Raw genomic sequence first — 24,015 nt, 5'->3', positions numbered from 1 at the left:
TGAGATGCCAATGATCTCGGAGCAGGCCGACGGCGTATATGTAATCGCCGTAACACCGTTCACCGAAGACGGCGGGCTCGACTTACAAAGCACCGACTCTCTCGTCGACTTCTACCTCGAGAAGGGTGCGACCGGCCTGACAGTGCTCGGCATGATGGGTGAAGCGCCTAAGCTCACCGCTGCCGAGTCACGGATTTTCGTCCGGCATGTCCTGGCCCGGGTCGGCGGACGCGTGCCGGTCGTGGTGGGCGTGACGTCGCCAGGTCTGGCGGCGATGAAGGACCTCAGCGCCGCGGTAATGGACGACGGTGCCGCAGGGGTAATGGTCGCGCCGCCACCCACCGTTGGGACGGACGACCAGATCCTGGTGCACTACGGCATGGTGGCGGAGACCCTCGGGAGCGACACGCCCTTTGTGCTGCAGGACTTCCCGCTCGCGACCGGGGTGCAGATCGCCCCGTCCGTGATCCTGCGCCTTGTCCGCGACCACCCGAATCTCGTCATGCTCAAGCACGAGGACTGGCCGGGGCTGGCCAAGCTTTCGGCACTGCGCGACGCTGAGCGCGACGGCGCACGCCGCATCGCGATCCTGGTCGGCAACGGGGGTCTTTTCATCCCCGAGGAACTGACTCGCGGCGCCGACGGTGCGATGACCGGGTTCGCCTATCCTGAAATGATGGTCGAAGTCTGGCGTGCGCACGCTTCCGGCGACGTGGAGAGGGCGCACGATCTGTTCGATGCGTATCTGCCGCTGGCGCGCTACGAGCAGCAGCCGGGGCCTGGCTTGGCCATACGGAAATATCTTCTGGCGAGGCGAGGCGTCATCGGGTCCGCCGCATTGCGCCGGCCGGGAGCCAAGCTGTCGAAGGCGGATGTGGTCGACATCGAATTGTTGGTCCGGCGCCAGGAACGCAGACTGCGGGAGATCGCGTGATGGAACTGGGGCTTGGGAACAAGCGTGCTCTAGTGCTTGGGGCGAGCCGTGGGCTCGGCGCCGCGATAGCCCGCACGCTGGCCGCGGAAGGGGCCACCGTCGTGGCTGCAGCGCGCGATCAGGAGGCGATCCGCGTATGGGTTTCCGGGATGGCGGACGACGCCCGCGCGCGGATCGTCCCGGCATCGCTCGACCTGTCCGATCTGGCCTCCGTGAACGCGCTTGTCGGCGTGCTCCTCGCCGACGGGGGCGTGGACATCGTGATCGCCAACTCTGGCGGGCCGCCGCCCGGGGAGGCGCGCGAGGCCAAGCGGGAAGACTGGATCGCCCAATTCGAAGCGATGGCGGCCAACATCTTCCACCTCGTGCAGGGATTGCTGCCCCCCATGCTGGATCGCAGGTGGGGCAGAGTAGTCGCGATCGCCTCCTCTGGGGTCGAGCAGCCGATCCCGAGGCTCGCCCTGTCGAACGGCGTTCGGGCGGCGGTCGTGGGCTGGTCCAAGACCCTCGCCGCCGAGGTGGCCGCGGATGGCGTGACGGTCAATGTGGTGCTGCCGGGCCGCATCCACACGGAGCGCGTCGACCAGCTCGACGAGGCCGCGGCGCGGAGGACAGGCTCGACCAGGGGCGACGTCGCCAAGGCATCCATAGGCGCGATACCGGCCGCCCGCTACGGAGATCCGCAGGAGTTCGCGGACGTGGTGGCGTTCTTAGCGAGCGAGCGGGCCAGTTACGTTTCCGGCTCGAAGATTAGGATCGACGGCGGGCTCATCCGTGGGGTCTAGAGCAACGTCCATTTAACCGGACACATTGCGTTTGGCCTTGAGGAAGTTGCGGCGCTCCCATGGGGAGCTCGCCTTCCTGGACAGGTCACGGTCGGACCGAACGCCCTGAAACTGCGCACCCTCCTGCCGGCGCAAAGTCGTTGCCTAGCTCCGGATCCGGCGACTGCACGAACCCGCATGCAACCCTCGCAGACAGCTTGGCTGAAGATTTGCGGGACAGACATCAGCCGCCGGCCATCCCACGTCGGCACGAGACCGAGGTCCCGACATGTCGACGTTGCCACCCTGGCGCTCCGCGATCCTGTCCCTTGCCTTGCTGCTGGGCATGCACCACGCCTCCTTGGCCCAGGGCGTGCTGCGGATCGGCATGACCGCCTCCGACATCCCGCTGACCACGGGACAGGCGGACAACGGCGGCGAGGGGATCCGCTTCGTCGGGCAGACGATCTACGACGCGTTGATCGCCTGGGACCTTACCCGCTCTGACAAGCCCGCCGACCTGATCCCCGGTCTCGCGACAAGCTGGACGGTGGATCCGGTCGATAGGAACAGAAGGACGTTCAGGATCCGACCCGGCGTCAAATTCCACGATGGATCCGACTTCAACGCCGACGCAGCCGTTTGGAATTTCGACAAGCTGTTGAGGCCCGATGCTCCTCAATATGACCCACGCCAAGCCGCGCAGGGCAAGGTACGCATCCCGGCGGTGGCGAGCTATCGGGCGATCAATCCGACGACGCTGGAGATCGTGACCAAGGCGCCCGATGCGACACTGCCCTACCAGCTCGTCTACATCGCCATGTCCTCACCGGCACAATGGGAGAAGGTCGGCCGGTCCTGGGACGCCTTCGCGAAGCAGCCGTCTGGCACGGGCCCGTGGAAGCTGACGCTGTTCGCGCCGCGCGAGCGCGCCGAGATGGCGCCCAACACGGCCTACTGGGACACGGCGCGTGTGCCGAAACTCGACAAGCTGGTGCTGGTGCCGCTTCCCGATGCGAACGCCCGCGTCGCCGCCCTAAGGTCCGGTCAGGTCGACTGGATCGAGGCACCGTCGCCCGACGCGGTCGCGTCCCTGCGTAAGGCGGGCTTCGCCATCACCACCAACACGTATCCGCACAATTGGACGTGGCATCTGTCGCGCGTCGAGGGCTCGCCCTGGAACGACGTCCGGGTGCGCAAGGCGGTCAATCTCGCCATCGATCGCGAGGGCCTGAAGGAGCTGCTCGGCGGGCTGGCCGTGCCGGCCACCGGGTTCCTGCCGCCCGACGACCCGTGGTTCGGCAAGCCATCGTTCCAGGTGAAGTACGATCCCGAAGCAGCCCGGAAGCTTCTTGCCGAAGCCGGCTACGGCCCGGACAAGCCCCTGAAAACGAAGATCGCGATCTCGGCCTCCGGCTCCGGTCAGATGCAGCCCCTGTCGATGAACGAGTTCATCCAGCAGAACCTCGCCGAGGTCGGCGTTCAGATCGACTACGAGGTGGTCGAGTGGAACACGCTCATCAACATGTGGCGCGCGGGCGCTAAAGCCGACATCTCACGCGGCGTGACCGGCATCAACTACAGCTACTCGCTGCAGGATCCCTACAGCGCGCTCATCCGCCATCTCAAGTGCGATCTAACGGCTCCCGCCGGGACCAACTGGGGGTACTACTGCGACCCGGCGATGGACATGCTGTTCGACGACGTGCGCAACACCTTCGATCCGGTCGAGCAGGCCAAGGTGCTGAGGAGGATCCACGAGAAGTTCGTCGACGACGCGCTGTTTGTCATGGTCGTCCATGACGTCAACCCACGCGCCATGAGCCCGAGCGTGAAGGGCTTCGTTCAAGCTCAGAGTTGGAACCAGAGCCTATCGCCGGTCCACATTTCCGCCCCGGAACGTTAGCGAGGATGATGAACGCCGTCCGAAGTCGGTGGGAGATGAGCCGGACCTAGGCCGCTCGTCACGATCCACTCGAAATGAACGCGGTCGCCGGCGCATCCGTGCGGCGTCCACATCGAGAGATTGCGACCGTGCATCGAAACCTTGTGCGGTCGGGTCAATGCGGCGTGCCTCGAAGTTTGAAAGTTTGGCCGTCAGGATGTCCTCCTGGTCCTGTGCGGCCGATGGGTAGTGTGGACCAGATCGTCCACATGTCACAATCGATAGGGCTTTGCGAAGATTCGTAGCAGTCAATGATCCCTCGACGGCGTCGAGACCGCCTTATCCTTGGACCGACGGCGGGCGAGGTGTCGCGCCCTCGAGTTGGCGGACCGCACCTTTCGCGGACGAACCGCGTCCCGGAGTTTGTCTGCTTTGGAGAAATCAGAAGAAACTGCTGAATGACCGGGTTGGGCGCAAAACGGAACGTCCGCTTCCGGGTTACGGCAGCGCTACCTTGCTCTGGCATGCCAAACTCTACATCCCTGCCAGATTCCAGCCGATCGTGAGTTTGCATCTAGATACATAATTTCAGACAGCGCCCCGGGCAACTCACATCAATAAAGGACAGACGCAATCGCTTCGAAGGCGGCCTGTTGATCTTGACAAGATAAAATTTATATAAATATATCTGATACAGTGTATCAGCTGCGCTTCACCCCGATCAGGAAATAGGTTGCTCCTCAACATCCGAGCTCTTCATTTCAAATCGCTACAAACAGCGACAATCTTCTCTCGCATCTCTCTTTCGCCCCTCCAGCTCGTCTCCGTCAGGGTGAAGCGCCACAGCCAGGCAACCGCTAGTCATCCACCCTGTGTTCGTTCAACGAGCTGAATCGATCGGCCACCTGCACGCGGTAGAGACAAGCTCTTACCCGCCGAAAGAAAAGAGCCAGCTCCCTATGAGCCCCGAGCCTCCACCGCCAACCATGCGGGATGGGGATCGCCGGGTCGCAAGCCGAAGGGCATCGGCGAAAAGCGGTCCGCGTGCTTTACTGGGCGGACTGCAGGATGGAGGGAACGGGTTGCCCCAGACCTCCAGGACGACCCCGACGCCCCGCGGATCGAGCGGACGGGTCCGTTCGCGCTGGCCGTCCAAGCTGACGGGAAGCGGTGTGTAAAGGCCGACCGCACAGCCCCGGCCTACCTGTAGCAAGGTTACACCTCGATCCGCCGGTCGACCGACGGCGTGGCTCCGGGATCCGGACCTCCTCGGTGGAGCGTGGCTTTGCCGCTCAACGGCAAAGCCTTGCCTTCAGCAAGCCGGCCTCCCTCAAACGTCCACCAGGATCCGGGGCAGGGCAGAGAACACAGCGCTCCGGCCGACCGCCGTTGCTCTGACCGGAAGCTACAGTGAACAGCCGAAGCACCTACGGGAATCCAGCCCCGACGCCGCCATCCTTACGGCTGCTCTGGAGCTTCACCCTTCATGCCCACCAACGAGCTGCACGCCCGCCTCGCCGCGGCCATTCTTGCCCAGCTTGAGACCGCCGACTACGCTTCGTGGTCGCCACCCTGGCACGGCGCCGACCCAATGCCGCGCAACGCCCTCACGCACCGACGTTATCGTGGGATCAACGTGCTGGCGTTGTGGTGTGCGGCGCAGACCCACGGCTACAGCGACGCGCGCTGGACCACTTACCGTCAATGGGCTGCACTCGGCGCTCAAGTCCGCCGGGCAGAGCGCGGCACCCTCGTGATGTTCTACAAGGAGTTGCCCCGAGGCGCCGTTGCCGGTGAAGCTGAAGTGAACGACGGTGCTCTCTTCGTCGCTCGCGCCGCATACGTCTTCAACACCGCCCAGGTGGACACCGCTCAACCATCCCCCGACGCAGCCTTACCCAGCAATGCCACGCCGCCGGAGCCGCTACCCGCCTTTGATGCTTTCGTGACCACCACCAGCGCCGCGATCTGCCACGGCGGCACCCGCGCCTGTTACGTCCCGGCCACCGACATGATCCACCTGCCGCCCCGCACCGCCTTCCACACGTCCACAGGCTACGTTGGCACGCTGGTCCACGAACTTATCCATTGGACCGGCGCCCCTAACCGCCTCGCCCGTGATCTCACCGGCCGGTTCGGCGCCCGCGCCTACGCTGCGGAAGAACTCGTGGCCGAGCTCGGCGCCGCGTTCGTGCTGGCGGATCTGGGCATCGCGCGCACGCCCCACCCGAACCATGCGGCCTACTGCGCGTCCTGGGCGCTGCTCTTACGCGCGGACCCACGCGCGCTCTCGACCGCCGCCACCCAGGCCTCCCGCGCCGCCGACCACCTGACAACCCTGCAGCCAGGATTGCCGGAAGAGTACGTTCAGGCGCAGAGCGAGAATTTGTCCGCTGAACCGACGGCAATCGCTCGACCTTCTAGAATGGACTTGACATCGCGGCCTTAACCGAAGAGCCTAGATTTCAGGCGCAGGGCAAAGCTGCCCGCTTTCGCGCCACTTCGTTCGTATACACAAGGCAAAGCAGCCCGCAGTGCTCTAAGCACTGGCGGGCTTTTTGCGTTCAAAAGGACTGCATGAGCCAGCGCTACCACCACATCGGCATCTTGTTCTCCACGGCCGGCCCCTATGGACTCGTCGGGCGGGCAATGCTGAACGGTGCGCTTCTGGCGGCCGAGGAGGTCAACGCGAGCGGTCTCATCACCCTCGAACCGAAGATCGTCGATCCGGAGGGTGCGCTCGCGGGTTACGGGGCCGGGGCTGAGCGTCTCCTCGATTGCGGCATTCAACACATCGTCGGCTGCTACACATCGTCGAGCCGTAAGGAAATTATCCCGATCTTTGAGAAGCGCGACGCGCTCCTTTGGTACCCATCACATTACGAGGGTTTCGAGACCTCCGGAAACGTCGTCTACACGGGCGCTACGCCGAACCAGCACATCGTGCCGCTGGTGCGGCATCTCCTAGATCGAGGCGGCCGAACTGCCTTCTGCGTCGGGGCCAATTACATCTGGGCCTGGGAGAACAACCGCATCCTTCGCGAGGCCCTGGCCCTCGCGGGCGGGCAGGTTACGGGAGAGCGTTACTTCGCAGTAGGCGAGACTGCGTTCGCGCAGGTCGTCGATGCGATCCTGGCGGCGCGACCGGACTTCGTCTTCAACACTCTAATTGGCACCTCGGCCTATCACTTTTTCCGCGCGTTCCGAAGCGCCTGCCGCGCGCGCGGCATCGACCAGCCGCGAACAATGCCGGTTGCGAGTTGCAGCCTCGCGGAACCGGAACTCGAGGCGATCGGCCCGAACGCGGTCGACGGTCACCTCTCCTCCAGCGTCTACTTCGCGTCGATCGACAGCCCACGCAACCGAGCGTTCACGGCAGCCTACGCGGCACGCTTCCCCGAGGGACCGACACCTTCGGCAGACACAGAGTCGTCCTACATCGCCGTCCATCTTCTGGCGCGGGCGCTGGCGCTCGCAGGCACTGAAGACGTCGCGACGATCCGCCGGGCCGCTTGCATGGTCGATTTCGAGGCGCCGCAAGGGCCCGTTAGGCTCGACGAGACGACGCTGCACGCCTACCTCACGCCGCGCATCGGCGTCTCGACCGCTGCGGCTGGCTTCACCATCGCAGCGGAGGCGGGTAGGCCGGTCGCGCCGGACCCCTATTTGGTGCGCAGCGCTCCCCGGGTAGTCCCAGTGAGCCGGCGACCGCGCCTGCGGGTGGTGCCATGACCAATCCCCGTCTGATCCAGAACTTCAGCGGCTCGCAGGCGCTGGTGATCACGCCGCCGAGCACCGCAACCGAGGTCCTCGCTGCCACGCTATTGAAGCTAGGACTGACGGTCGCCTCAGTTCTTCCGAACGGCGAGGCGCCTTACCTCGATCTCGGAGGTCTCGATCCGGAGCGGCACATCGTTATCGTCGACGGCGATTTACCGTTACCGGGCCTCTCCGCGAGCAGCGTCTCCGACCTTCCGCCGGTCCCGGTGCTCGGTCTAGTTGGCGTCGAAGCGCCGAGTCGCCTCAAGGGCCTGCTCCAGCTTGGCGCCACGGGGCTCCTGCGCAAGCCGGTCCACGGCGCTTCAGTTTACGCCGCGCTATTCCTCGCTGTGAACGAACACAACCGACGGCGCCTGTTAGAGGAGCGCCTAGCGCGCCACGACGAGCGGCGGCGCGGTCGGCGCTACGTCGTGAAGGCGATCCTGCGGACCATGCAGGAGCACGGGCTCGACGACGACGCGGCCTTCGAGGTTTTGCGCCGCGACGCGATGCGCGCCCGGCAACCGCTCGAAGCCTATTGCGAGGCCCTGATCCAGGCCCGTCCGGCAATCCTTGTCCCCGCAGCAGCCGCACGGCGCGCCCGGTTCTGAACGCCTTCCCGCAACCTACCGAAATGAGGTTCCTCCGATGCCGAGAACTCACCGCGGATCTTGCCTCTCCGCTCTCGCGGCAGCCCTGGTTCTGGCCGCCCCTGCGGCTCGAGCCGCCGACCCGATCAAGCTCGGCGTCCTCGAGGATCAATCCGGCGACTTCGCGCTCGCCACGATCGGCAAGGTCCACGGCATCCAGCTCGCCACGGACGAGATCAATGCCGCGGGCGGCATCGCCGGGCGCAAGCTGGAACTCGTGATCTACGACACGCAGTCCGACAACACGCGCTATCAAGAATTCATGCGCCGGGTGCTCCAGCGCGACAAGGTCAACGCCGTCTTCGCGGGCTTCTCCAGCGCCTCCCGCGAGGCCTACCGGCCGATCGTCGACCAGCTCGACGGCTTCGCCTTCTACAACAACCAGTACGAGGGCGGCGTCTGCGACGGCCACATGATCGTCACCGGCGCAGTGCCCGAACAGCAGTTCTCGACGCTGATCCCGTGGATGATGGAGAAGTACGGCAAGCGGGTCTACACGATCGCGGCCGACTACAATTTCGGTCAGATCTCGGCCGAGTGGGTACGAAACATCGTCAAGGAGAACGGCGGCGAGATGGTCGGGGAAGAGTTCATCCCCCTCGGCGTGTCGCAGTTCTCGCAGACGATCCAGAACATCCAGAAGGCCAAGCCCGACATCCTGATGACTCTGCTCGTCGGGACCGCGCAAGCTTCCTACTATGAGCAGGCGGCGGCCGCGAACCTGAAGGTGCCGATGGGCTCCTCAGTCAATATCGGCCAGGGCTACGAGCACAAGCGCTTCCAGCCCCCGAGCCTCGCCAATATGTACGTGACCACGAACTACATCGAGGAGGTCGACAGCCCGTCGAGCAAGGCCTTCCTCGCCAAGTGGAAGGCGAAGTTCCCGAACGAGCCCTACGTCAACCAGGAGGCCGAGAACTCCTACCTCGCGGTCTACCTCTACAAGCAGATGGTCGAGCGGGCGAACGGCTCGACCAAGCGCGCCGACCTGCGCAAGGTCATCGCGGCGGGCGACGTCTGCGTGGACGCGCCGGAAGGCAAGGTCTGCATCGACCCGAAGAGCCAGCACGCGTCCCACACGATCTACCTTGCGAAGGTCGACGAGAAGCACGCAATCTCCTTCCCGAAGACCTGGGACGGCATCCAGCCTTACTGGCTTGGGAAGGCCGGCTGCGACCTGACCCAGAAGGATCCGATGGCGCAGTACACACCGAGCAACCCGCCCAAGCCCTGAGGCGCCGGGATGGATCGCCGCGCTCTCCGCCCGCGCGGGCGCGGCGGCGTGAACCGGGGCGGCGCGGCCTCGGGAAGCGCGTCGCTGCCGGACGGCTGCGCGCCGCGGCCTCGAGCCGAAGACTAAGGCGACACCGCCGGGGGCTATGTCCCGGCCCCCTCCGTCACGATCGGGCCTCCAAATGGATCTACTGACCTACGCCTTCACGTTCCTCTACCAGATCGGCGACGCGTTCTCGTTCCTGGTGCTCTCTGCCTGCGGCCTCGCGGTGGTGTTCGGCATGATGGGCGTGATCAACCTCGCGCACGGCGAGTTGATCATGTGCGGCGCCTACGTCACGGCGGCGACCACGCGGGCCGGGCTGCCGTTGCCCCTCGGCATCCTGGCCGGCGCGCTCGCCGCCGGGGCCGTCGGTATGGTGATGGAGCGCCTCGTCATCCGCCACCTCTACGGGCGACCTCTCGACACGATCGTGGCGACCTGGGGCATCAGCCTCGCGGCGACGCAGGGCACTTTGATCCTGCTGGGCTCCAGCATGCCGGGAATCGGCACGCCGCTCGGCAGCTTCACGGTCGGCGGCTACTCCTACTCGACCTACCGCGTGGTGCTGATGGTCGCCGCCGTCGCGGTGCTGGCCGGGCTCTACCTCGCCTTCAACGCCACCCGCTTCGGGACGCTCGCCCGCGCCACCATCCAGGTGCCGCACATGGCCGAGGCCCTCGGGGTCGACACGCGCACCGTCTACGCCCTGACCTTCGGCCTCGGCGCGGCGCTGGCGGGCCTCGCGGGCGGGCTCTACGCGCCGACCATGACCATCGTGCCGACCATGGGGACGACCTTCATCATGGAGGCCTTCGTCACGGTGGTGGTCGGGGGCGCCGACATCTTCCTCGGCACGGCGCCCGCGGCCCTCGTGCTCGGCACGGTGCGGGCGCTACTTACGACGTGGCAGGGCCAGCTCTTCGGGCAGATCGGCCTCCTCGTCGCGGTGATCCTGGTGATCCGGGTGCTGCCGCGGGGCATCTCGGGCCTGATCCTGCGCGAGCGGGCCTGAGGCCATGGCGTTGACCCTCCTCCGGCGCCTCGAAGGCCCGCAGACCCTGGGACGTGGGCCTGCCTTCTGGACCGCCTTCGCCCTCGTGGTCGCTGCCGCCATCGCCTACCCGTGGTTCGCGGACGGCTACACGGTCGGCAACACCGCCTACTTCTTCTGCTGGGTCTTTATGGCGCTCGGCCTGTGCCTGATCTGGGGCTACGGCGGCGCTCTCAGCTTCGGCCAGACTGCCTTCTTCGGCCTGTCCGGCTACGCTTACGGGGTGCTGACCCTCAATGTCGGCGCTGCCTACGGCTTCACCCTAGCGGCGCTGGTACTGGCCGTGGCGCTCTCGGCGGTCATGGCGGCGCTCCTCGGCTACTTCCTGTTCTTCGGCCGGATCGGCGGCGTCTTCCTCGGCATCATCACCCTGTCGGTGACGCTCGCCCTGGAGCGCTTCATGGCGCAGACCGCCGGCCCGGAATGGAAGATCGGGGCGGCACGCCTCAACGGCTACAACGGCATGAGCGGTATGCCGCCCCTGACCGTGCCATGGTTCGACGGCGACGTTGTGCTGTTTCCCGACGTCGCCCTCTACTACGGGCTTCTGGGCCTCCTGATCGTCGTCTACCTCGCGCTGCGCATCCTGGTGAACGCCCGGTTCGGCAACGTGCTGGTGGCGATCCGCGAAAACCCGGAACGGGCCGAGATGCTGGGCTACGACGTGCGGCGCTACCAGCTCGCCGCCTTCGTGATCGGCTCGGCCCTCGCGGGTCTGAGCGGCACCCTCTACACGGCCTGGGGCCAGTACATCACGCCCTCCAGCATGGGGCTCACCGCCGCCGCGCTGCCGGTGATCTGGGTTGCGGTCGGCGGCCGCGGCGACCTGACGGCCACGCTCATCGGCACGCTCTTGGTCCTCGGCGGCTTCCAGGCGCTGACGATCTACGGCAGCCAGTACGCCCTGGTGGTGATGGGCCTGCTCCTCGTCGTGGTGGTGCTGGCGGCCCCCGACGGCCTCGTGGTGGCGGGCCTGCGCGGGCTCGGCCGCCTGCGCCGGCGGGAGGCGGGCCGATGATTCCGCTCCTTGAAACCCGCGATCTCAGCAAGCATTTCGGCGGGCTGCACGTCACCAACGACGTGAACTTCGCCCTCGCGACGGGGGAGATCCACTGCCTGATCGGGCCGAACGGTGCCGGCAAGAGCACCTTCTTCCGCCTGCTGCTCGGCGAGTACACGCCGGAGCGGGGGCAGATCCTCTACGGCGGCGAGAACATCACTGCGCTCAAGCCGTTCGCGCGGATCCGCCGGGGTATGAGCGTCAAGTTCCAGGTGCCGGGCATCTTCCCGAGCCTGTCGGTCGCCCACAATCTGGAGATTGCGCTACAGCACCATCTCGAGGGCGCCTCGCTCGGTGCCGAGATCCGCCGGCTGCTCGCCTTCCTCAACCTCACCGCGGCGGCCTCCGACCGCGCCGGCAACCTCAGCCACGGGCAGAAGCAGTGGCTGGAGATCGGCATGGCGATCAGCCTCAAGCCGCGCCTGCTCCTCCTCGACGAGCCTACTGCCGGGATGTCGCCTGACGAGACCTTCGCCACTGGCGCGATGGTGCAGGCACTCAACCGCGACGGCGTCGCGGTGCTGGCCATCGAGCACGACATGGCCTTCGTCCGGCAGATCGCCCAGCGGGTGACCGTTCTCCATGTCGGGCGCATCTTCGCCCAGGGCACCACCGACGCGATCATCGCGGACGAGCGGGTCGCCGCGATCTATCTCGGGGAGGCGGACGCGCCGCCGCTGCGGAGCGTCGCCGATGCCTGAGCCGCTCCTCGCGACGACCGGCCTGCGCGCCGGCTACGGCGGCAAGCCCGTACTGCAGGGCGTCGACCTCGCAGTCCAGCCCGGAGAGATCGTGGCGGTGATCGGCCGCAACGGCGTCGGCAAATCGACGCTGATGCGCAGCCTCGTCGGGCTGCTGCCTGCCTCCGCGGGCGGCGTCGCGTTCCGGGGCGCGGCGGTCGAGGGGCTCGCCGCCCACCGGCGTGCCCGCCTGGGCATCGGCTACGTTCCCCAGGGCCGCGACGTCTTCCCGCGCATGAGCGTCGCCGACAACCTGACGGTCGGCGCCTCCCTGCTGCCGAAGGGCGAACGGCCGGATTACGAGCGCGCCTTCGAGCCGTTCCCGATCCTGCGGGAGCGGCGCGGGCAGCGGGCCGGGACGCTCTCGGGCGGCCAGCAGCAGCAGCTCGCCATCGGCCGCGTCCTAGTCGGCGGCCCCGCCCTGATCCTGCTCGACGAGCCCTCCGAGGGCATCCAACCCTCGGTGGTGCAGCAGATCGGCCGTACCCTGGTCGATCTCAACCGCCGCACTGGGGTGACGATCGTGTTCGTGGAGCAGAACCTCGACCTGATCCGCGCCATGGCTCAGCGCAGCTACGTCATGGACAAGGGCCGGATCGTCGCGGAGCTGACGGCCCGGGACCTCGACGACCGCGACCTGGTGCGGCGCCACCTCGCCGTCTGACGACCCAACAGACAACCAAGGGAGAGACGACCATGCAGTGGCTCGACCAGTCCATCATGGCCCGCAAGGGTGTCGCCGGCGGTAAGCCCGGCCGGGAGCACACGATCACCGAGGCCGAGCAGGGCCGCTACCACTACGTCTACGGCCCCTTCGCCGAGCCGGTGCTGACCGTCGATCCCGGCGCCGTCGTCACCGTCGAGACCCACGACGCCTTCGAGGGCAAGATCCGCCACGAGACCGACAGCCCGACGCAGATCCTGAACTTCCCCTACCTCAACCCGCAGAACGGGCCGATCTACGTCAACGGCGCCGAGAAGGGCGACTGCCTCGCGGTGGCGATCCGCTCGATCCGGCCGCGTGGCCCGCAGCCCTGCGGCACGACGCTGATCATGCCGGAATTCGGCGGCCTCGTCGCAACCGGCGACACCGCGCTCCTCAATCCGCCGCTCCCGGAACGGGTGCGCAAGCTCGAGGTCACGGCCGAGACCGGCGTGCGCTGGAACGACCGGATCACGCTGCCCTACCAGCCGTTCATCGGCACGATCGGCACCTCGCCGGAGATCGAGGCGATCTCCTCGCTGCAGCCGGACTATTACGGCGGCAACATGGACCTGCCGGACGTGGGCGTCGGCGCGGTGATCTACCTGCCGGTGAATGCCAAGGGCGCGCTCCTCTACCTCGGCGACTGCCACGCCGCGCAGGGCGACGGCGAACTGTGCGGCGTTGCGGTAGAGCACCCGACCCACACGACGGTGCAGATCGACCTGATCAAGGGCTGGACCTTCCGCTGGCCGCGGCTCGAGACTGAAGACTTCTACATGACGATCGGCTCGTCCCGCCCGATGGAGGATGCGGCGCGCATCGCCTACCGGGAGCTGATCCGCTGGCTCGCGGCCGATTTCGGCTTCGACGAGATCGACGCCTACATGCTGCTCACGCAGTGTGGGCGCGTGCGGCTCGGCAACATGGTCGACCCGAAATACACGCTCGGCGCCTCGATCACAAAAGCGATCGCCCACGCCTGATCGGCGACGGAGGAGAATGGCATGGATCTCGGGCTCAGAGGCCGCCGGGCGCTGGTGACCGGCGGCACCAAGGGGATCGGCGGGGCGATCGTCGACCTCCTGGCTGACGAGGGGGCGTCCGTCGCCCTTTGCGCCCGCAACGCCGCGGAGGTCGCCGCCAAGGTCGACGCCCTGCGCGCGAAGGGCGTGGCTGCGACCGGGCGTGCCGTCGATGTCGCCGACTCAGCCACCTTGCGCGGCTGGATCGCGGAGGCCGCGGAGGACCTCGGCGGCATCGACATATTGATACCGAACGTGAGCGCCCTCGCGGTCGGCGCCGACGAGATGGCGTGGCGCAGTGGCTTCTCGGTCGACATCATGGGGACCGTGGCAGCCGTCGAGGCCGCGATGCCGTTCCTCGAACACTCCGAGGCCGGCGCGATCGTCGTCATCTCCAGCGTCTCCGGGCGCGAGATCGACTTCGCGGCCGGTCCCTACGGTGCCCTCAAGGCGGCGTTGATCCACTACGCGCAAGGTCTGGCCTACCAGCTGGCGCCTAGGAACATCCGCGCGAACTCGGTCTCGCCCGGCAACACTTACTTCGCGGGCGGCGTCTGGCACCAGATCGAGGAGGGCAATCCGGCGCTTTTCGCCGAGGCGCTGCGGCTCAATCCGACCGGCCGAATGGCCCGCCCCGAGGAGGTGGCCCGGGCAGCCGTCTTCCTGGCGAGCCCGGCGGCGAGCTTCATCACCGGCACCAACCTCGTAGTCGACGGCGCCCTCACGCGGGGCGTGCAGTTCTGAGCGCTCCGAAGGGCGACTAGTGAGTTCGCAGTTCGCCTATCAAGCGAAACCGTCTCAGTTCACGAGGTCCGCTCGCGCCACCAAGTGGGACTTGGCAGAAATCCATCAACGAGATTCTGACGGCCTAAACGCTGTTGTGCGTCCGCCTGCGCTCAGCCTTTGCTCGGCACAAACCCAAAGGCGCCAGGCGCATTCGGGCGATTGTCATATAGCCCACGATACTGCTACACATCCCCTGGCGCCTGACGGGGCAAGCAACTGAGAAGACTAGGCTATTTTGGCGATCAGCGGCGGGCTCAGTGTCCTGGCGCCCCAGCCAAATTCCTGAAGGAAATCAAAGTCCTTAGGTCTGGGATATAACGGACACCCCGGAACAGAAGGTGTTTTTCCGGCGCACAAGAGTCGGCACAGTTTGTGAAGGCCGGCCAACAGGCCGGTTCCGAACCTCGTACAGCTGCCAATTCGGATCCTGAGATCGACGCCGCTGCTGACGCAACACCTGCTGCCTCTACGAACGAGGCCTCGCCGCAAGAACGCGTGGCAGGCCGCCTAATGTGGCCCGGAGGATTTGAACGGACGCCAGAACGCCAAAGGCATCAAGTCGCCCCGGAGACACGGTATGGTACGCACCGCGAATCCGCTGACGCGGCCGGTGCAGGAATGCCTGAAAGCCACGATCCGATCGTTGAAGCCGTCGAGGCGCTGCGCGCCAGCGGCCGTACCGTCGAGCCCGATGCCGAGTTCGAGCTATGCCAAGTCGACGGCAAGTGGATCACCAGCGGCGATCCAATGGCGCTGGCCCTGCGCCTGGGCCTGATGGACGGTCCCGTTCGCTTGCAGTAGCTCGGCCGAATTGGACTCTGGTCTCGCCAGCGTACCGGCCACTCAATGCAACGTCTGCCTCGCCAAGCCAGGGGCGGCTCGACCGCTGGCCATAGTTGAAACCTACAACCGGCAGTGCCTCGGCCCGCTCCGGCGTCGCAGCCCGATCCGCTGGCACCCCAACAGGCTCGGAGAAAGAGTCAGCCCCACACGGATCAACGTAAAGACTGGGCCTGAAGGGTGTTTTCGCCGTTTACACCACTCGCGCGTGACCCCATCGCCTCCATGATCCGAAGGGCCGAAAGGCATTTCTCGGTGCGAGGCAAAGCTAGTGCACGGGCTCAGACGAATGGTGCAGCCTGGCTGTTGAGGATGGCGGCTGCGGGTTTGGTCCAGACGAAGGGCTTGGGCCGTTGGTTGTGCTCGGCGATGTAGCGCTTGATGGTCGCCTGCAGATCGACCACGCCAGTGAACGTTCCGCGCCGCCGCCGACGTGAGAGCGCCGAGAAGAAGCCCGCGACGGCGTTGAGCCAGGAGGCGGAGGTCGGGGTGAAGGGGGACACCCAGCGCGGATGGCGTAACAGCCAGGCTCGCACCTTCGCGTGGGTGTGGGTGCGATAGGTGTCGAGCACCACGTGGACGACCTTGCCGGCTGGCACCATCGCCGCGACGGTGTCCCGGCAAGCGCAGGAACTCCGCGTGCCGGTGGCGCTGCATGCAGCGGCCGATCACGGTCCCCTCCAGCACGTTGAGCGCGGCAAACAACGTCGTGGTGCCGTGACGAACGTAGTCGTGAGTACGCGTGGCCGGCCGTCCTGGTGCGAGCGGTCGATCGGGGCGGGTGCGTTCCAGGGCCTGGATTTGGCTCTTCTCGTCCATGGAAAGCACCACCGCATGACGGGGCGGATCCAGGTAGAGGCCCACGATATCCTCCACCTTCTCGGCAAAGGCCGGGTCGGCAGAGCGCTTGAACGTGCGCACCCGGTGCGGCTGCAGGCGGTGTGCCTGCCAGATGCGCTGGACCGAGCGCAGCGAGATGCCGGTCGCGGCAGCGACAGCGCGACCGGTCCAGTGGGTGACCTCGCCGGGCGGCTCGGAACAAGTGAGAGCCAGGACCTCACTGACGGTGCTGGTGGAATGAGGCGGCTTGCCGGGCGGGTCTTGTCGTGCCGTAAGCCGTCGACCCCTCCTCGGCGAAGCGCTGCTGCCAGCGCCAGACGGCGGGTCGGCTGACGCCGGCCTGATGGGCGATCTCAAGAACGGACAGGCGTTCGGCCGAGAGCAGGATGATGCGGGCGCGCTGGATGTGCTTGAGGGGGTGAGCGCGATCCTCGCTGATCGCGCGCAGCCGTGCCTTCTCAACCTCGGTGAGGATCACGCAGACAGTCTGAGCCATGCCTCAGACCCGCATGTCTCACGCCTAATATGAACCTTCTGAATGCGTCAGCGCACTAGGAACAGGGTGCGGCCACCCAGTAGATCGTGAGAAACGTCGGCCGAGCCGCCACGGGGGCCGGCGAGGTGACCAGCAACATCGCGGGCGTGGCCGGAGCGGCCGAAGAAACCGGAGCGGCCGCGAGCCAGGTTCTGGGCGCAGCGTCAGGGCTGTTGCGCCAGTCCGAGCATCTCGCGACTGAAGTCGGACGCTTCCTCGCGACTGTGCGGGCGGCCTGAACCCACGTCACCGAGGTGCAGGGCCGCCCAGCCTGCTGGGCTGGACTGCTGGCAAGCAGCCCTTCTGAAAGCCCGAGAAGCGTCGACACAAGACGCTCGATCGCATCAGGGTCCGGCGCTGCATAAGCCTTCGAGCGAAGGCGGCCTCGGCCTACCACAGATGCATCAGGATATTGGAAAGCTTGCTGAACCAGTTGGTCGATGGCGTTTGGTTGGGCTCGGCGTGGCTGAGCTTCTGCATCATAGAGAGGGCGGCTTTTCGCTGGCTCTCGGAGATGGAGAACGTCTGATAATTGGCGGTCTTGGCCGCCGCAGGGGCTCCGGCGGAGACCTGGGCGCCGGCACCGCTCGCGCTCGTCGGCGCGGACGCGCTCGTCGCGCTGATCGGGCTCGTGGTGGTCGGCGCCGAAGCGGGTGAAGCGCTGCTCGGGGCTTGCAGGCTCGGTGCCGGTGAGCGGCTCGCACCCGCGGCGCTGGCGAGGGCGGGCTGCGCCGTGTTGGCCGTGACGTTGGTCGGATTAGCCGTCGGGCTGATCGGAACGACGGTGGTCGGCTGCACCGGGCTTGTCGGCGCGGGGCTCGCAGCCGGGGTGGTGGCGAGGCCGCTCGCGGGCGTCGTGGCCGTCGAGGACGGGCTCGTCGGGCTGGGTGCCGGGGTCGGGGCTGCCGTGACAGGCGCGGTCGTGACGGGGGAGATCCCCGCCGATGCTGAGTCCGAGGCCGTCGTGCCGGCGGACCCGGCGCTGTTCGATCCCGCGGGCGCGGTGTTGGCCATGCCATTGGCGGGCGGCGAGGCGACCGGGGGCGTCGCGCCGGAGGCGGACGACGTCGCACGGATGGGCGCGGCCGGATTCGCGGCGACGCTGGCCTGTGCGGTCGGCGTGGTGGCGCTCGCGGTCGGGGTCGTGTCGCCCGCGGAACTCGTTGCCGGGACTGCGGCAGGGACCGGTGTCGCGCCGGCGGGGGTCGCCGCGTGCGTCCCCACATTCGTGCCCGTGCTGGCCGAACCCGTATGGGCGGCAGGCGCGACGGCGCCGCTCGCGGTCGGGCTTGGCGCCGCTGCCGCATTGGGCGTCACGGTTGTGGTCTGCGGCGCGGCGCTGGCGGTCACCGGGGGCGTGCTGCCGGTCGTCGCAGCTGCCGTGCCGACTGGGCTTGGGGCAGCGCTGGCCGGAGCCTGCGCGACGGTCTCGCTCTTGGCCGGGCTGGTCGACGAGGCTGTGGCCTGAGGCGCTGCGCTGTCGGTGCTCGAACCCGTCGCGCTCGGCGCGGCGCTGGCCGGGGCGGTCGAGGCGGGGGAACTCGGGGTCGCGTCCTTCGTGCTCCCGGATCCCGTCGTCGATCCGGCGGTGTTGGCCGTCGCGGTGCCGGTTCCCGATGCGGGGCCGGTCGTTGAGCCGGTCGCCGGCTTGGTCGCTGTCGCGCCGGCGGTCGTGGCCGAGGCGGTGGTCGGGCTGCTCACGCCCTGGGACGATGCGGGGGAGGGCGTTGCGCTCGCCGCGCCGGTCGCGCTGCCCGAGGGGGCTGCGCTCGGGGTCGTCGCGCTCGACGTCGGATTGGCGGCGGTCGAGGGGGTCGATACGGCCGCCGAGGTGGCGCCGTACAGGCCCGGATCCATGCCGTCCGGGCTCGACACCGTGTCCTGCCTCACGGCGACGGCGGACGAATCCTTCGAGTAGGCGCGGACGTAGTCGATCTTCGAGGTGATCGCCGTGCGGGCGATGTCGGCGTTGTTGCTGCCGCCGCCCTGTGTGGCCAGATCGACCAGCATGTACATCGGGCTGTGCAGGTCCGACGGGGTGGCCTGCGAGCCGGTCATCTGGCCGTCGACGTAGAAGCTGATCCGGTCGGCCTGCCAGTCCATGCCGTAGGTGTGATAGCCGTTCTGGTTCGGCATCACACTGGTGACCTGGCGGTTCTGCTGCCAGGGGATGTTCGGCGTCTGGTCCGTGGTGTGGATCGTGCTGTAGACGCTGCTGGGCCCGTCACCGTAGCGCTCGACGACGTCGAGTTCCTGATGCTGCCCGGCATTGTGCGGGTCGGGCTTCTGCTGGTTCGGCAGCAGCCAGAATGCGTCCCAGGCGCCGACCTGCTCGGAGAAGTCGGCCCGGACCTCGAAATACCCGTAGGTCTGGGAGAAATTGCCCTGCGTGGTCAGCAGGCCGGATTCCCAGCTGCCGGGCACGCCCGACGTCGTCCTGTCCGGCACCGCCGTGATCGACAGGGCACCGTTCTGGACCTGGAAGGGGTCGTAGCCCGAGCCTTTGTCCACGAAGGAGGAATGGCCGAATCCGACATCGGCGTTGGCGTCGCCGCGATCCTGCGCGCGGATATCGGCCCAGGTCGTGCCGGCGCCGGTCTGCGAGATACTGCGCGTGTTGAATTCTTCGTCGAAGGTCAACTTGTAACCGGTCAGATCGACCATGACTATTCCCCCAGACTTTCGACAAGGCGCGATTCTGCGATCGCAGCACAAGAAAGCTTGCCTACGTGATTACAGGACGCCGCGAGCGGCCGACCTGCCCAGCTGTATTTTCCTATTTTTAACGCTGTGAAAACAATACTTACGTGGTTGCTTGGCTGTCAAGATTGGTGTCTTGGCAGATATCACGCAGATGGTTCACATCTATGCAGATTAGCGCCGAACGATACCCTATTGGGGATTGACAGTGGCGGGCATGTCCCAGCCGCACCTATGTTAATATGCCTAGACCTTCGGCGGCCTCGGGCGCGTCCGAGGCTGAGAGCGGCTCAGGCGGACCCGGGGCTTCGCTGTGAAAGCGTGTGCTGGTCGCGGGTTAGGCGGTCGGAAAACCGGCACGGGCTGGGATCGTCGAGACCGGCTTCAGCGCGGCGTGGCGTCCCTTCGCGCGGGGAGGGGAAGGCTTCCGCCGCCCCCCGGCTGGCGCCTCAATTTTGGGCGCGCAGCCCTCCGACTACCCGCGGATCACGGGAGTCGGCAAGCCTGGGCACGCCGCCGCAGAGCGCTGCCGCGCAGTCCGCTCAGGCTTCGGCGAGCAGGCGCTCATACTGTGCCTCGGCGGGCCCGTAGGTGTCGCCAGCCAGTTCCTTGAGCCTGTCGCGGTCGAGCAGGGTGATGCGCCCGTCGCTCGCCCGGACCATGCCGGCGCCGGTCAGGACATACAGGGCCGCCGTCACGCCGGTGCGGCGCACGCCCAGCATCATCGCCATGAAATCCTGCGTGAGCGGCATCTCTTCAATGTGGAGCCGATCATGGGTCATCAGGATCCAGCGGGCGAGCCGCGCCTCGACGTTCAACGTGGCGCTTGCGTAGACCGTGTAGCCCGTCTGGATCATCAGGCTCAGGACGTAGCGGCCCAGAACGCCCCGCAGGCCCGGGCTCGCCTGCAACGCCTCCCGCAGGTCGGCCGCCCGGATGCGCAACGCCTCGCCGCCGCACTGCACGATGCCCAGGAAGGGGCCGCGATCAGTCCCGAGGACGAGGGGCACGCCGGCCAGACCCTCGGCGCCGACGAGGCCGATCTCGATCCGGCCGCCCTCGGTGGTCGCCACGAGCGAGACCAGGCCGGTCTCGACGAAATAGGCATGCGACAGCGGTTGATCGACGCCGATCAGCGTATCCTGGAGGTGGAGCGGAACGCGCTCCAGGGCCCAGGCCAGACCCGCGAAGTCCTCCGGGGCGAGGGCGCCGAGCAGGCGGTTGCGAATGTCGGATTGCCGAAGCTGAGTCACGGTGCGTCTCCCAAGCAGGGCAAGAGCACGCGGTCTCTCAGTCGCCCGCGCCCGAAAACTTCGGCGAACAATGACGATATTATAGTACCATTTCACACAAATAGACAGGGCGAGATCGAATGTACGCTTTCGGACCGATCCCATATCCTGGGATCGAAATCTGGTCCAAATCCATCGACCCGATTTGTATATAGAGATTTGCCGAATTTTATCGAACGGATACCCGGCTGACCCACGACAGATGGACTGGAACGCACGGATGCTGACTGCTCGCCCGGCCGATATGGCGGCCTACGCGACCCCGCCCAAGAGCCTCACGACCGATTTCGACTTTCCGGTGCGGGAACGCCTCGTTCCGAAGCAGAACGAGGTTCTCGTCCCCGGCGCCACGCCGGATGTGGCCCATCTGCTGCTGGCTGGCCATACCTGCCGCTACCGCATGCTGCAGGATGGCCGACGCCAGATCACCGCCATCCTGGTGCCGGGGGACATCTGCGACCTGGAGGCGCTCCTGGCCGGGCGCTCCAGCTATGCCGTGAGCACGCTGACCCGCTGCACGCTCGGCGAGATCCCGCTCTCGCGCGTCGCGGCGACCCACGATCCGGTCCTGGCGGCGGCGCTGCAACGGCGCCTGCGCCGCGACGAGGCCATTGCCCGCGAGTGGATCGTCAGCCTCGGCCGCCGGGACGGGATCGAGCGGACGGCGCATCTGCTGTGCGAATTGCGCTGGCGGCTCGCCGAGGTCGGACAGGCGACGGACGACAGCTATGACTTGCGCACCACCCAGCACGACCTCGCCGATGCGCTCGGCCTGACCTCGGTGCACGTCAACCGCGTGCTGATGAACCTGCGCGCCGAACGGCTCATCCAGCTGAAGGGCGGCCGGCTGACAATCATCGATCGCACGCGCCTGAAGCATCTGGCGCAGTTCGACCCAGCCTATCTGATTCAGTGACCGCCGTAGGCGCGCGGCGCGGTCGGTGTCGGCCGGTCGGCCGCATCCCGGCGGGTTCCGGGATGCGGCCTCGCGGAGGCAGGCCGGCCCGCATCAACGGGTCGGCAGCGCGGTCGCGGTGACGACCCGGGTCGCGACCGGGGCGGCCGGGACGAGACGCGGCGTGGTCGCCAGCTCGGCGGCGGGACGCGCGGTCGAGATCGCGCGGGCCTGCTCGCGGTAGAGCGGCGGCGTCAGGGCGATGGCCTCGTCCGCGCGGGCGGAGCCGATCATCGGCAGGGTGGCCATGGCGGCGGCGATGAAGGAACGCAGGGTCATGGTGGGAATACCTCTCGCTGTCCGGGTCAGGGGCCCGGTGTCGAGGCGGTATCTACGTTGCACTGCGTCATGACCCAAACAGATCGGATCGATACTAAAAATCGATCCGGTCAATGATGAGCCAGCATCGTGATCGGGCGGAGCATCGGCCGAGACCTTCGATCGCGACCGACGGGTGCGGCCCGCCAATCGCCATGCTACGCCTCTCGGGTCAGCCGAATTTGCACGGATACTGATCCTCGAACCGGGACGTCACATGCTGGGCTGGTTTCGTGCGCTGATGCCGAGGGAAGACCGGTTCTTCGACCTATTCGAGCGCCATGCGGCCACCCTGGTCGCCGGCGCGGACGCCCTCCGGGCCCTGCTCGACGGCACCCAGGACGTGCCGGTGGCCTGCCAGGCGATCGCCGATCATGAGGATGCGGCCGACGTGATCACCCGCGAGGCCCTGCTGGCGGTGCGCCGGACCTTCATCACCCCGTTCGACCGGAGCGACATCCAGGCCCTGGTCGGCTCCCTGGACGACGCCATCGACCAGATGCTCAAGACCGCCAAAACGGTTCAGCTGTTCGAGGTCACCGCCTTCGAGCCGTCGATGCGCGAGATGGGCGCGGTGATCCAGGAGGCCGCCGCCGCCACCGCCGAGGCGCTGCCGAAGCTGCGGGCGCTGGGCGAGAACGCCACGATCCTGAACACCCTGACCGAGCGGGTCATCCAGCTCGAAGGCCGGGCGGACGACCTGCACAATGCCGGCCTGAAGGCGCTGTTCAAGGCCTCCCGGCAGGATCCCATGGCCTTCGTGGTCGGGTCCGAGCTCTACGACCATCTGGAGAAGGTGATGGATCGGTTCGAGGATGTCGCGAACCAGATCAGCAGCATCGTGGTCGAGCATGTCTGAGCCGACCGCGTGACCCTCCTGATCCTCCTCATCGCCGTCGCCCTGGTCTTCGATTTCCTGAATGGGCTGCACGACGCGGCCAATTCGATCGCCACCATCGTGTCGACCCGGGTGCTCGCACCCCGCTACGCCGTCATCTGGGCGGCGTTCTTCAACTTCGTGGCGTTCCTGATCTTCGGCCTGCATGTGGCCAGCACGGTGGGATCGGGCATCGTCGACGTCACCATGGTGACTGACCGGGTGATCCTGGGCGCGCTCGGCGGTGCGATCAGCTGGAACCTGATCACCTGGTATGCCGGCATCCCGTCCTCGAGCTCGCACGCCCTGATCGGCGGCCTGCTCGGGGCCGGCATCGCCAAGGCGGGCCTGAGCGCGATCGTCTGGCCCGGAGTGATCGCCACCAGCGCCGCGATCGTACTCTCGCCGGCTCTGGGCTTCGGCCTCGGGCTGCTGCTGATGCTGGCAGTGTCGTGGATCTTCGTGCGCGCGACTCCCCACGCGGTGGACCGGCTGTTCCGGGGGATGCAGTTCGTCTCGGCCTCGCTCTACTCGCTCGGCCATGGCGGCAACGACGCGCAGAAGACCATGGGGATCATCGCGGTGCTGCTCTACGCCCACGGGGAGGCGGGCGGCGCGTTCCACGTCCCGCTCTGGGTGGTACTGTCCTGCCAGACCGCCATGGCGCTCGGCACGCTGCTGGGCGGCTGGCGCATCGTCCACACGATGGGCTCGAAGATCACCCGGCTGTCGCCGATGCAGGGCTTCTGCGCCGAGACCGGCGGGGCCGTGACCCTGTTCGCCGCCACCGCGTTCGGGATCCCGGTCTCGACCACCCACACGATCACCGGGGCGATCATCGGCGTCGGCGCGGCCAAGCGCGTCTCGGCGGTGCGCTGGAACATCGCCCAGGGCATCGTGGTCGCCTGGGTGGTCACGATGCCGGCTGCGGCTCTGGTGGCGGCCCTGGTCTACGGCGTCGCGGGCTTCGTGCTGCCGTGACCGGCCGGCGCGCAAGTAGGATTATTGCACCGGTAACGCTAAAT

20 protein-coding genes and 2 pseudogenes are annotated in these 24,015 nt (G+C 67.0%); 18 read left to right on the top strand and 4 right to left on the bottom strand.

What is annotated here, in order from left to right:
- The first annotated feature begins 4 nt into the window (after positions 1 to 4).
- From AKJ13_RS00425 to AKJ13_RS00360, 14 genes are all read left to right on the top strand, one after another.
- Complete coding sequence (locus tag AKJ13_RS00425) at positions 5 to 934, top strand: dihydrodipicolinate synthase family protein (RefSeq protein ID WP_050731629.1); 930 nt, start codon at positions 5 to 7, stop codon at positions 932 to 934.
- Positions 934 to 1,719, top strand: a complete 786-nt coding sequence (locus tag AKJ13_RS00420) for an SDR family oxidoreductase (protein WP_050731628.1) — start codon at positions 934 to 936, stop codon at positions 1,717 to 1,719. Before AKJ13_RS00425 ends, AKJ13_RS00420 begins: the two co-directional genes overlap by 1 nt.
- A 325-nt stretch (positions 1,720 to 2,044) precedes the next feature.
- Positions 2,045 to 3,604, top strand: coding sequence for an ABC transporter substrate-binding protein (locus AKJ13_RS00415; protein ID WP_244471480.1), 1,560 nt, complete (start codon positions 2,045 to 2,047; stop codon positions 3,602 to 3,604).
- A gap of 1,465 nt (positions 3,605 to 5,069) precedes the next feature.
- Complete coding sequence (locus AKJ13_RS00410; protein WP_082316813.1) at positions 5,070 to 6,032, top strand: zincin-like metallopeptidase domain-containing protein; 963 nt, start codon at positions 5,070 to 5,072, stop codon at positions 6,030 to 6,032.
- A 128-nt stretch (positions 6,033 to 6,160) separates the two neighbouring features.
- Positions 6,161 to 7,315 carry a transporter substrate-binding domain-containing protein gene (locus AKJ13_RS00405; RefSeq protein WP_050731626.1) on the top strand — a complete coding sequence of 385 codons (1,155 nt, stop codon included), beginning with the start codon at positions 6,161 to 6,163 and terminating at the stop codon, positions 7,313 to 7,315.
- Positions 7,312 to 7,953 (top strand): ANTAR domain-containing protein, encoded by a 642-nt coding sequence (locus tag AKJ13_RS00400; protein ID WP_050731625.1) that lies wholly within the window; start codon positions 7,312 to 7,314, stop codon positions 7,951 to 7,953. The genes AKJ13_RS00405 and AKJ13_RS00400 overlap by 4 nt, the downstream gene beginning before the upstream one ends.
- A 37-nt stretch (positions 7,954 to 7,990) precedes the next feature.
- A complete protein-coding gene (locus AKJ13_RS00395; protein WP_050731624.1) occupies positions 7,991 to 9,226 on the top strand; it encodes an urea ABC transporter substrate-binding protein in 1,236 nt (411 codons plus the stop codon).
- Between the two features lie 181 nt (positions 9,227 to 9,407).
- Positions 9,408 to 10,280: a branched-chain amino acid ABC transporter permease gene (locus tag AKJ13_RS00390; RefSeq protein ID WP_050731623.1), complete on the top strand. Its 873-nt coding sequence runs from the start codon at positions 9,408 to 9,410 to the stop codon at positions 10,278 to 10,280.
- A gap of 4 nt (positions 10,281 to 10,284) precedes the next feature.
- Positions 10,285 to 11,337, top strand: coding sequence for a branched-chain amino acid ABC transporter permease (locus AKJ13_RS00385; protein ID WP_050731622.1), 1,053 nt, complete (start codon positions 10,285 to 10,287; stop codon positions 11,335 to 11,337).
- On the top strand, positions 11,337 to 12,080 hold the full coding sequence (locus tag AKJ13_RS00380; RefSeq protein ID WP_050731834.1) for an ABC transporter ATP-binding protein: 744 nt from the start codon (positions 11,337 to 11,339) through the stop codon (positions 12,078 to 12,080). The genes AKJ13_RS00385 and AKJ13_RS00380 overlap by 1 nt, the downstream gene beginning before the upstream one ends.
- Entirely contained in the window at positions 12,073 to 12,783 is a 711-nt protein-coding gene (locus AKJ13_RS00375) for an ABC transporter ATP-binding protein (RefSeq protein WP_050731621.1), read from the top strand. The genes AKJ13_RS00380 and AKJ13_RS00375 overlap by 8 nt, the downstream gene beginning before the upstream one ends.
- Positions 12,784 to 12,815: 32 nt before the next feature.
- A complete protein-coding gene (locus AKJ13_RS00370; protein ID WP_050731620.1) occupies positions 12,816 to 13,808 on the top strand; it encodes an acetamidase/formamidase family protein in 993 nt (330 codons plus the stop codon).
- Between the two features lie 21 nt (positions 13,809 to 13,829).
- On the top strand, positions 13,830 to 14,591 hold the full coding sequence (locus AKJ13_RS00365) for an SDR family NAD(P)-dependent oxidoreductase (RefSeq protein WP_050731619.1): 762 nt from the start codon (positions 13,830 to 13,832) through the stop codon (positions 14,589 to 14,591).
- 660 nt (positions 14,592 to 15,251) lie between these two features.
- Complete coding sequence (locus AKJ13_RS00360; protein WP_050731618.1) at positions 15,252 to 15,434, top strand: hypothetical protein; 183 nt, start codon at positions 15,252 to 15,254, stop codon at positions 15,432 to 15,434.
- A gap of 320 nt (positions 15,435 to 15,754) precedes the next feature.
- On the opposite strand, the pseudogene AKJ13_RS00355 reads toward AKJ13_RS00360, so the two are convergent.
- Positions 15,755 to 16,809: pseudogene (locus AKJ13_RS00355) on the bottom strand (IS630 family transposase).
- Positions 16,810 to 16,853: 44 nt separating this feature from the next.
- On the opposite strand from AKJ13_RS00355, the pseudogene AKJ13_RS30070 reads away from it, so the two are divergent.
- Positions 16,854 to 17,087: pseudogene (locus tag AKJ13_RS30070) on the top strand (methyl-accepting chemotaxis protein); the annotation flags it as partial.
- 151 nt (positions 17,088 to 17,238) lie between these two features.
- Here the strand turns inward: AKJ13_RS30070 and AKJ13_RS32090 are convergent.
- Positions 17,239 to 19,512 carry a glycoside hydrolase family 16 protein gene (locus AKJ13_RS32090; RefSeq protein ID WP_050731617.1) on the bottom strand — a complete coding sequence of 758 codons (2,274 nt, stop codon included), beginning with the start codon at positions 19,510 to 19,512 and terminating at the stop codon, positions 17,239 to 17,241.
- A gap of 578 nt (positions 19,513 to 20,090) precedes the next feature.
- A complete protein-coding gene (locus tag AKJ13_RS00345; protein WP_050731616.1) occupies positions 20,091 to 20,801 on the bottom strand; it encodes a Crp/Fnr family transcriptional regulator in 711 nt (236 codons plus the stop codon).
- A gap of 259 nt (positions 20,802 to 21,060) precedes the next feature.
- Here AKJ13_RS00345 and AKJ13_RS00340 point away from each other — a divergent pair, with 259 nt between their 5' ends.
- The gene (locus AKJ13_RS00340; RefSeq protein ID WP_050731833.1) at positions 21,061 to 21,756 is read left to right on the top strand and encodes a Crp/Fnr family transcriptional regulator; all 696 of its coding nucleotides are present in this window, start codon (positions 21,061 to 21,063) and stop codon (positions 21,754 to 21,756) included.
- Positions 21,757 to 21,849: 93 nt separating this feature from the next.
- On the opposite strand, the gene AKJ13_RS00335 is transcribed toward AKJ13_RS00340, so the two are convergent.
- Positions 21,850 to 22,074 (bottom strand): hypothetical protein, encoded by a 225-nt coding sequence (locus AKJ13_RS00335; protein ID WP_082316812.1) that lies wholly within the window; start codon positions 22,072 to 22,074, stop codon positions 21,850 to 21,852.
- A 256-nt stretch (positions 22,075 to 22,330) separates the two neighbouring features.
- Here AKJ13_RS00335 and AKJ13_RS00330 point away from each other — a divergent pair, with 256 nt between their 5' ends.
- Both AKJ13_RS00330 and AKJ13_RS00325 read left to right on the top strand, forming a co-directional pair.
- Positions 22,331 to 22,972: a DUF47 family protein gene (locus tag AKJ13_RS00330; protein WP_050731615.1), complete on the top strand. Its 642-nt coding sequence runs from the start codon at positions 22,331 to 22,333 to the stop codon at positions 22,970 to 22,972.
- 9 nt (positions 22,973 to 22,981) lie between these two features.
- Positions 22,982 to 23,971, top strand: a complete 990-nt coding sequence (locus AKJ13_RS00325; RefSeq protein ID WP_050731614.1) for an inorganic phosphate transporter — start codon at positions 22,982 to 22,984, stop codon at positions 23,969 to 23,971.
- The last annotated feature ends 44 nt before the right edge of the window (positions 23,972 to 24,015 follow it).

Source organism: Methylobacterium sp. ARG-1 (assembly GCF_001262595.1).
GTDB classification, from domain to species: Bacteria; Pseudomonadota; Alphaproteobacteria; order Rhizobiales; family Beijerinckiaceae; genus Methylobacterium; species Methylobacterium brachiatum.
Note: the sequence above shows the minus strand (reverse complement) of the source record. Positions and strands in the feature narration are given on the sequence as shown.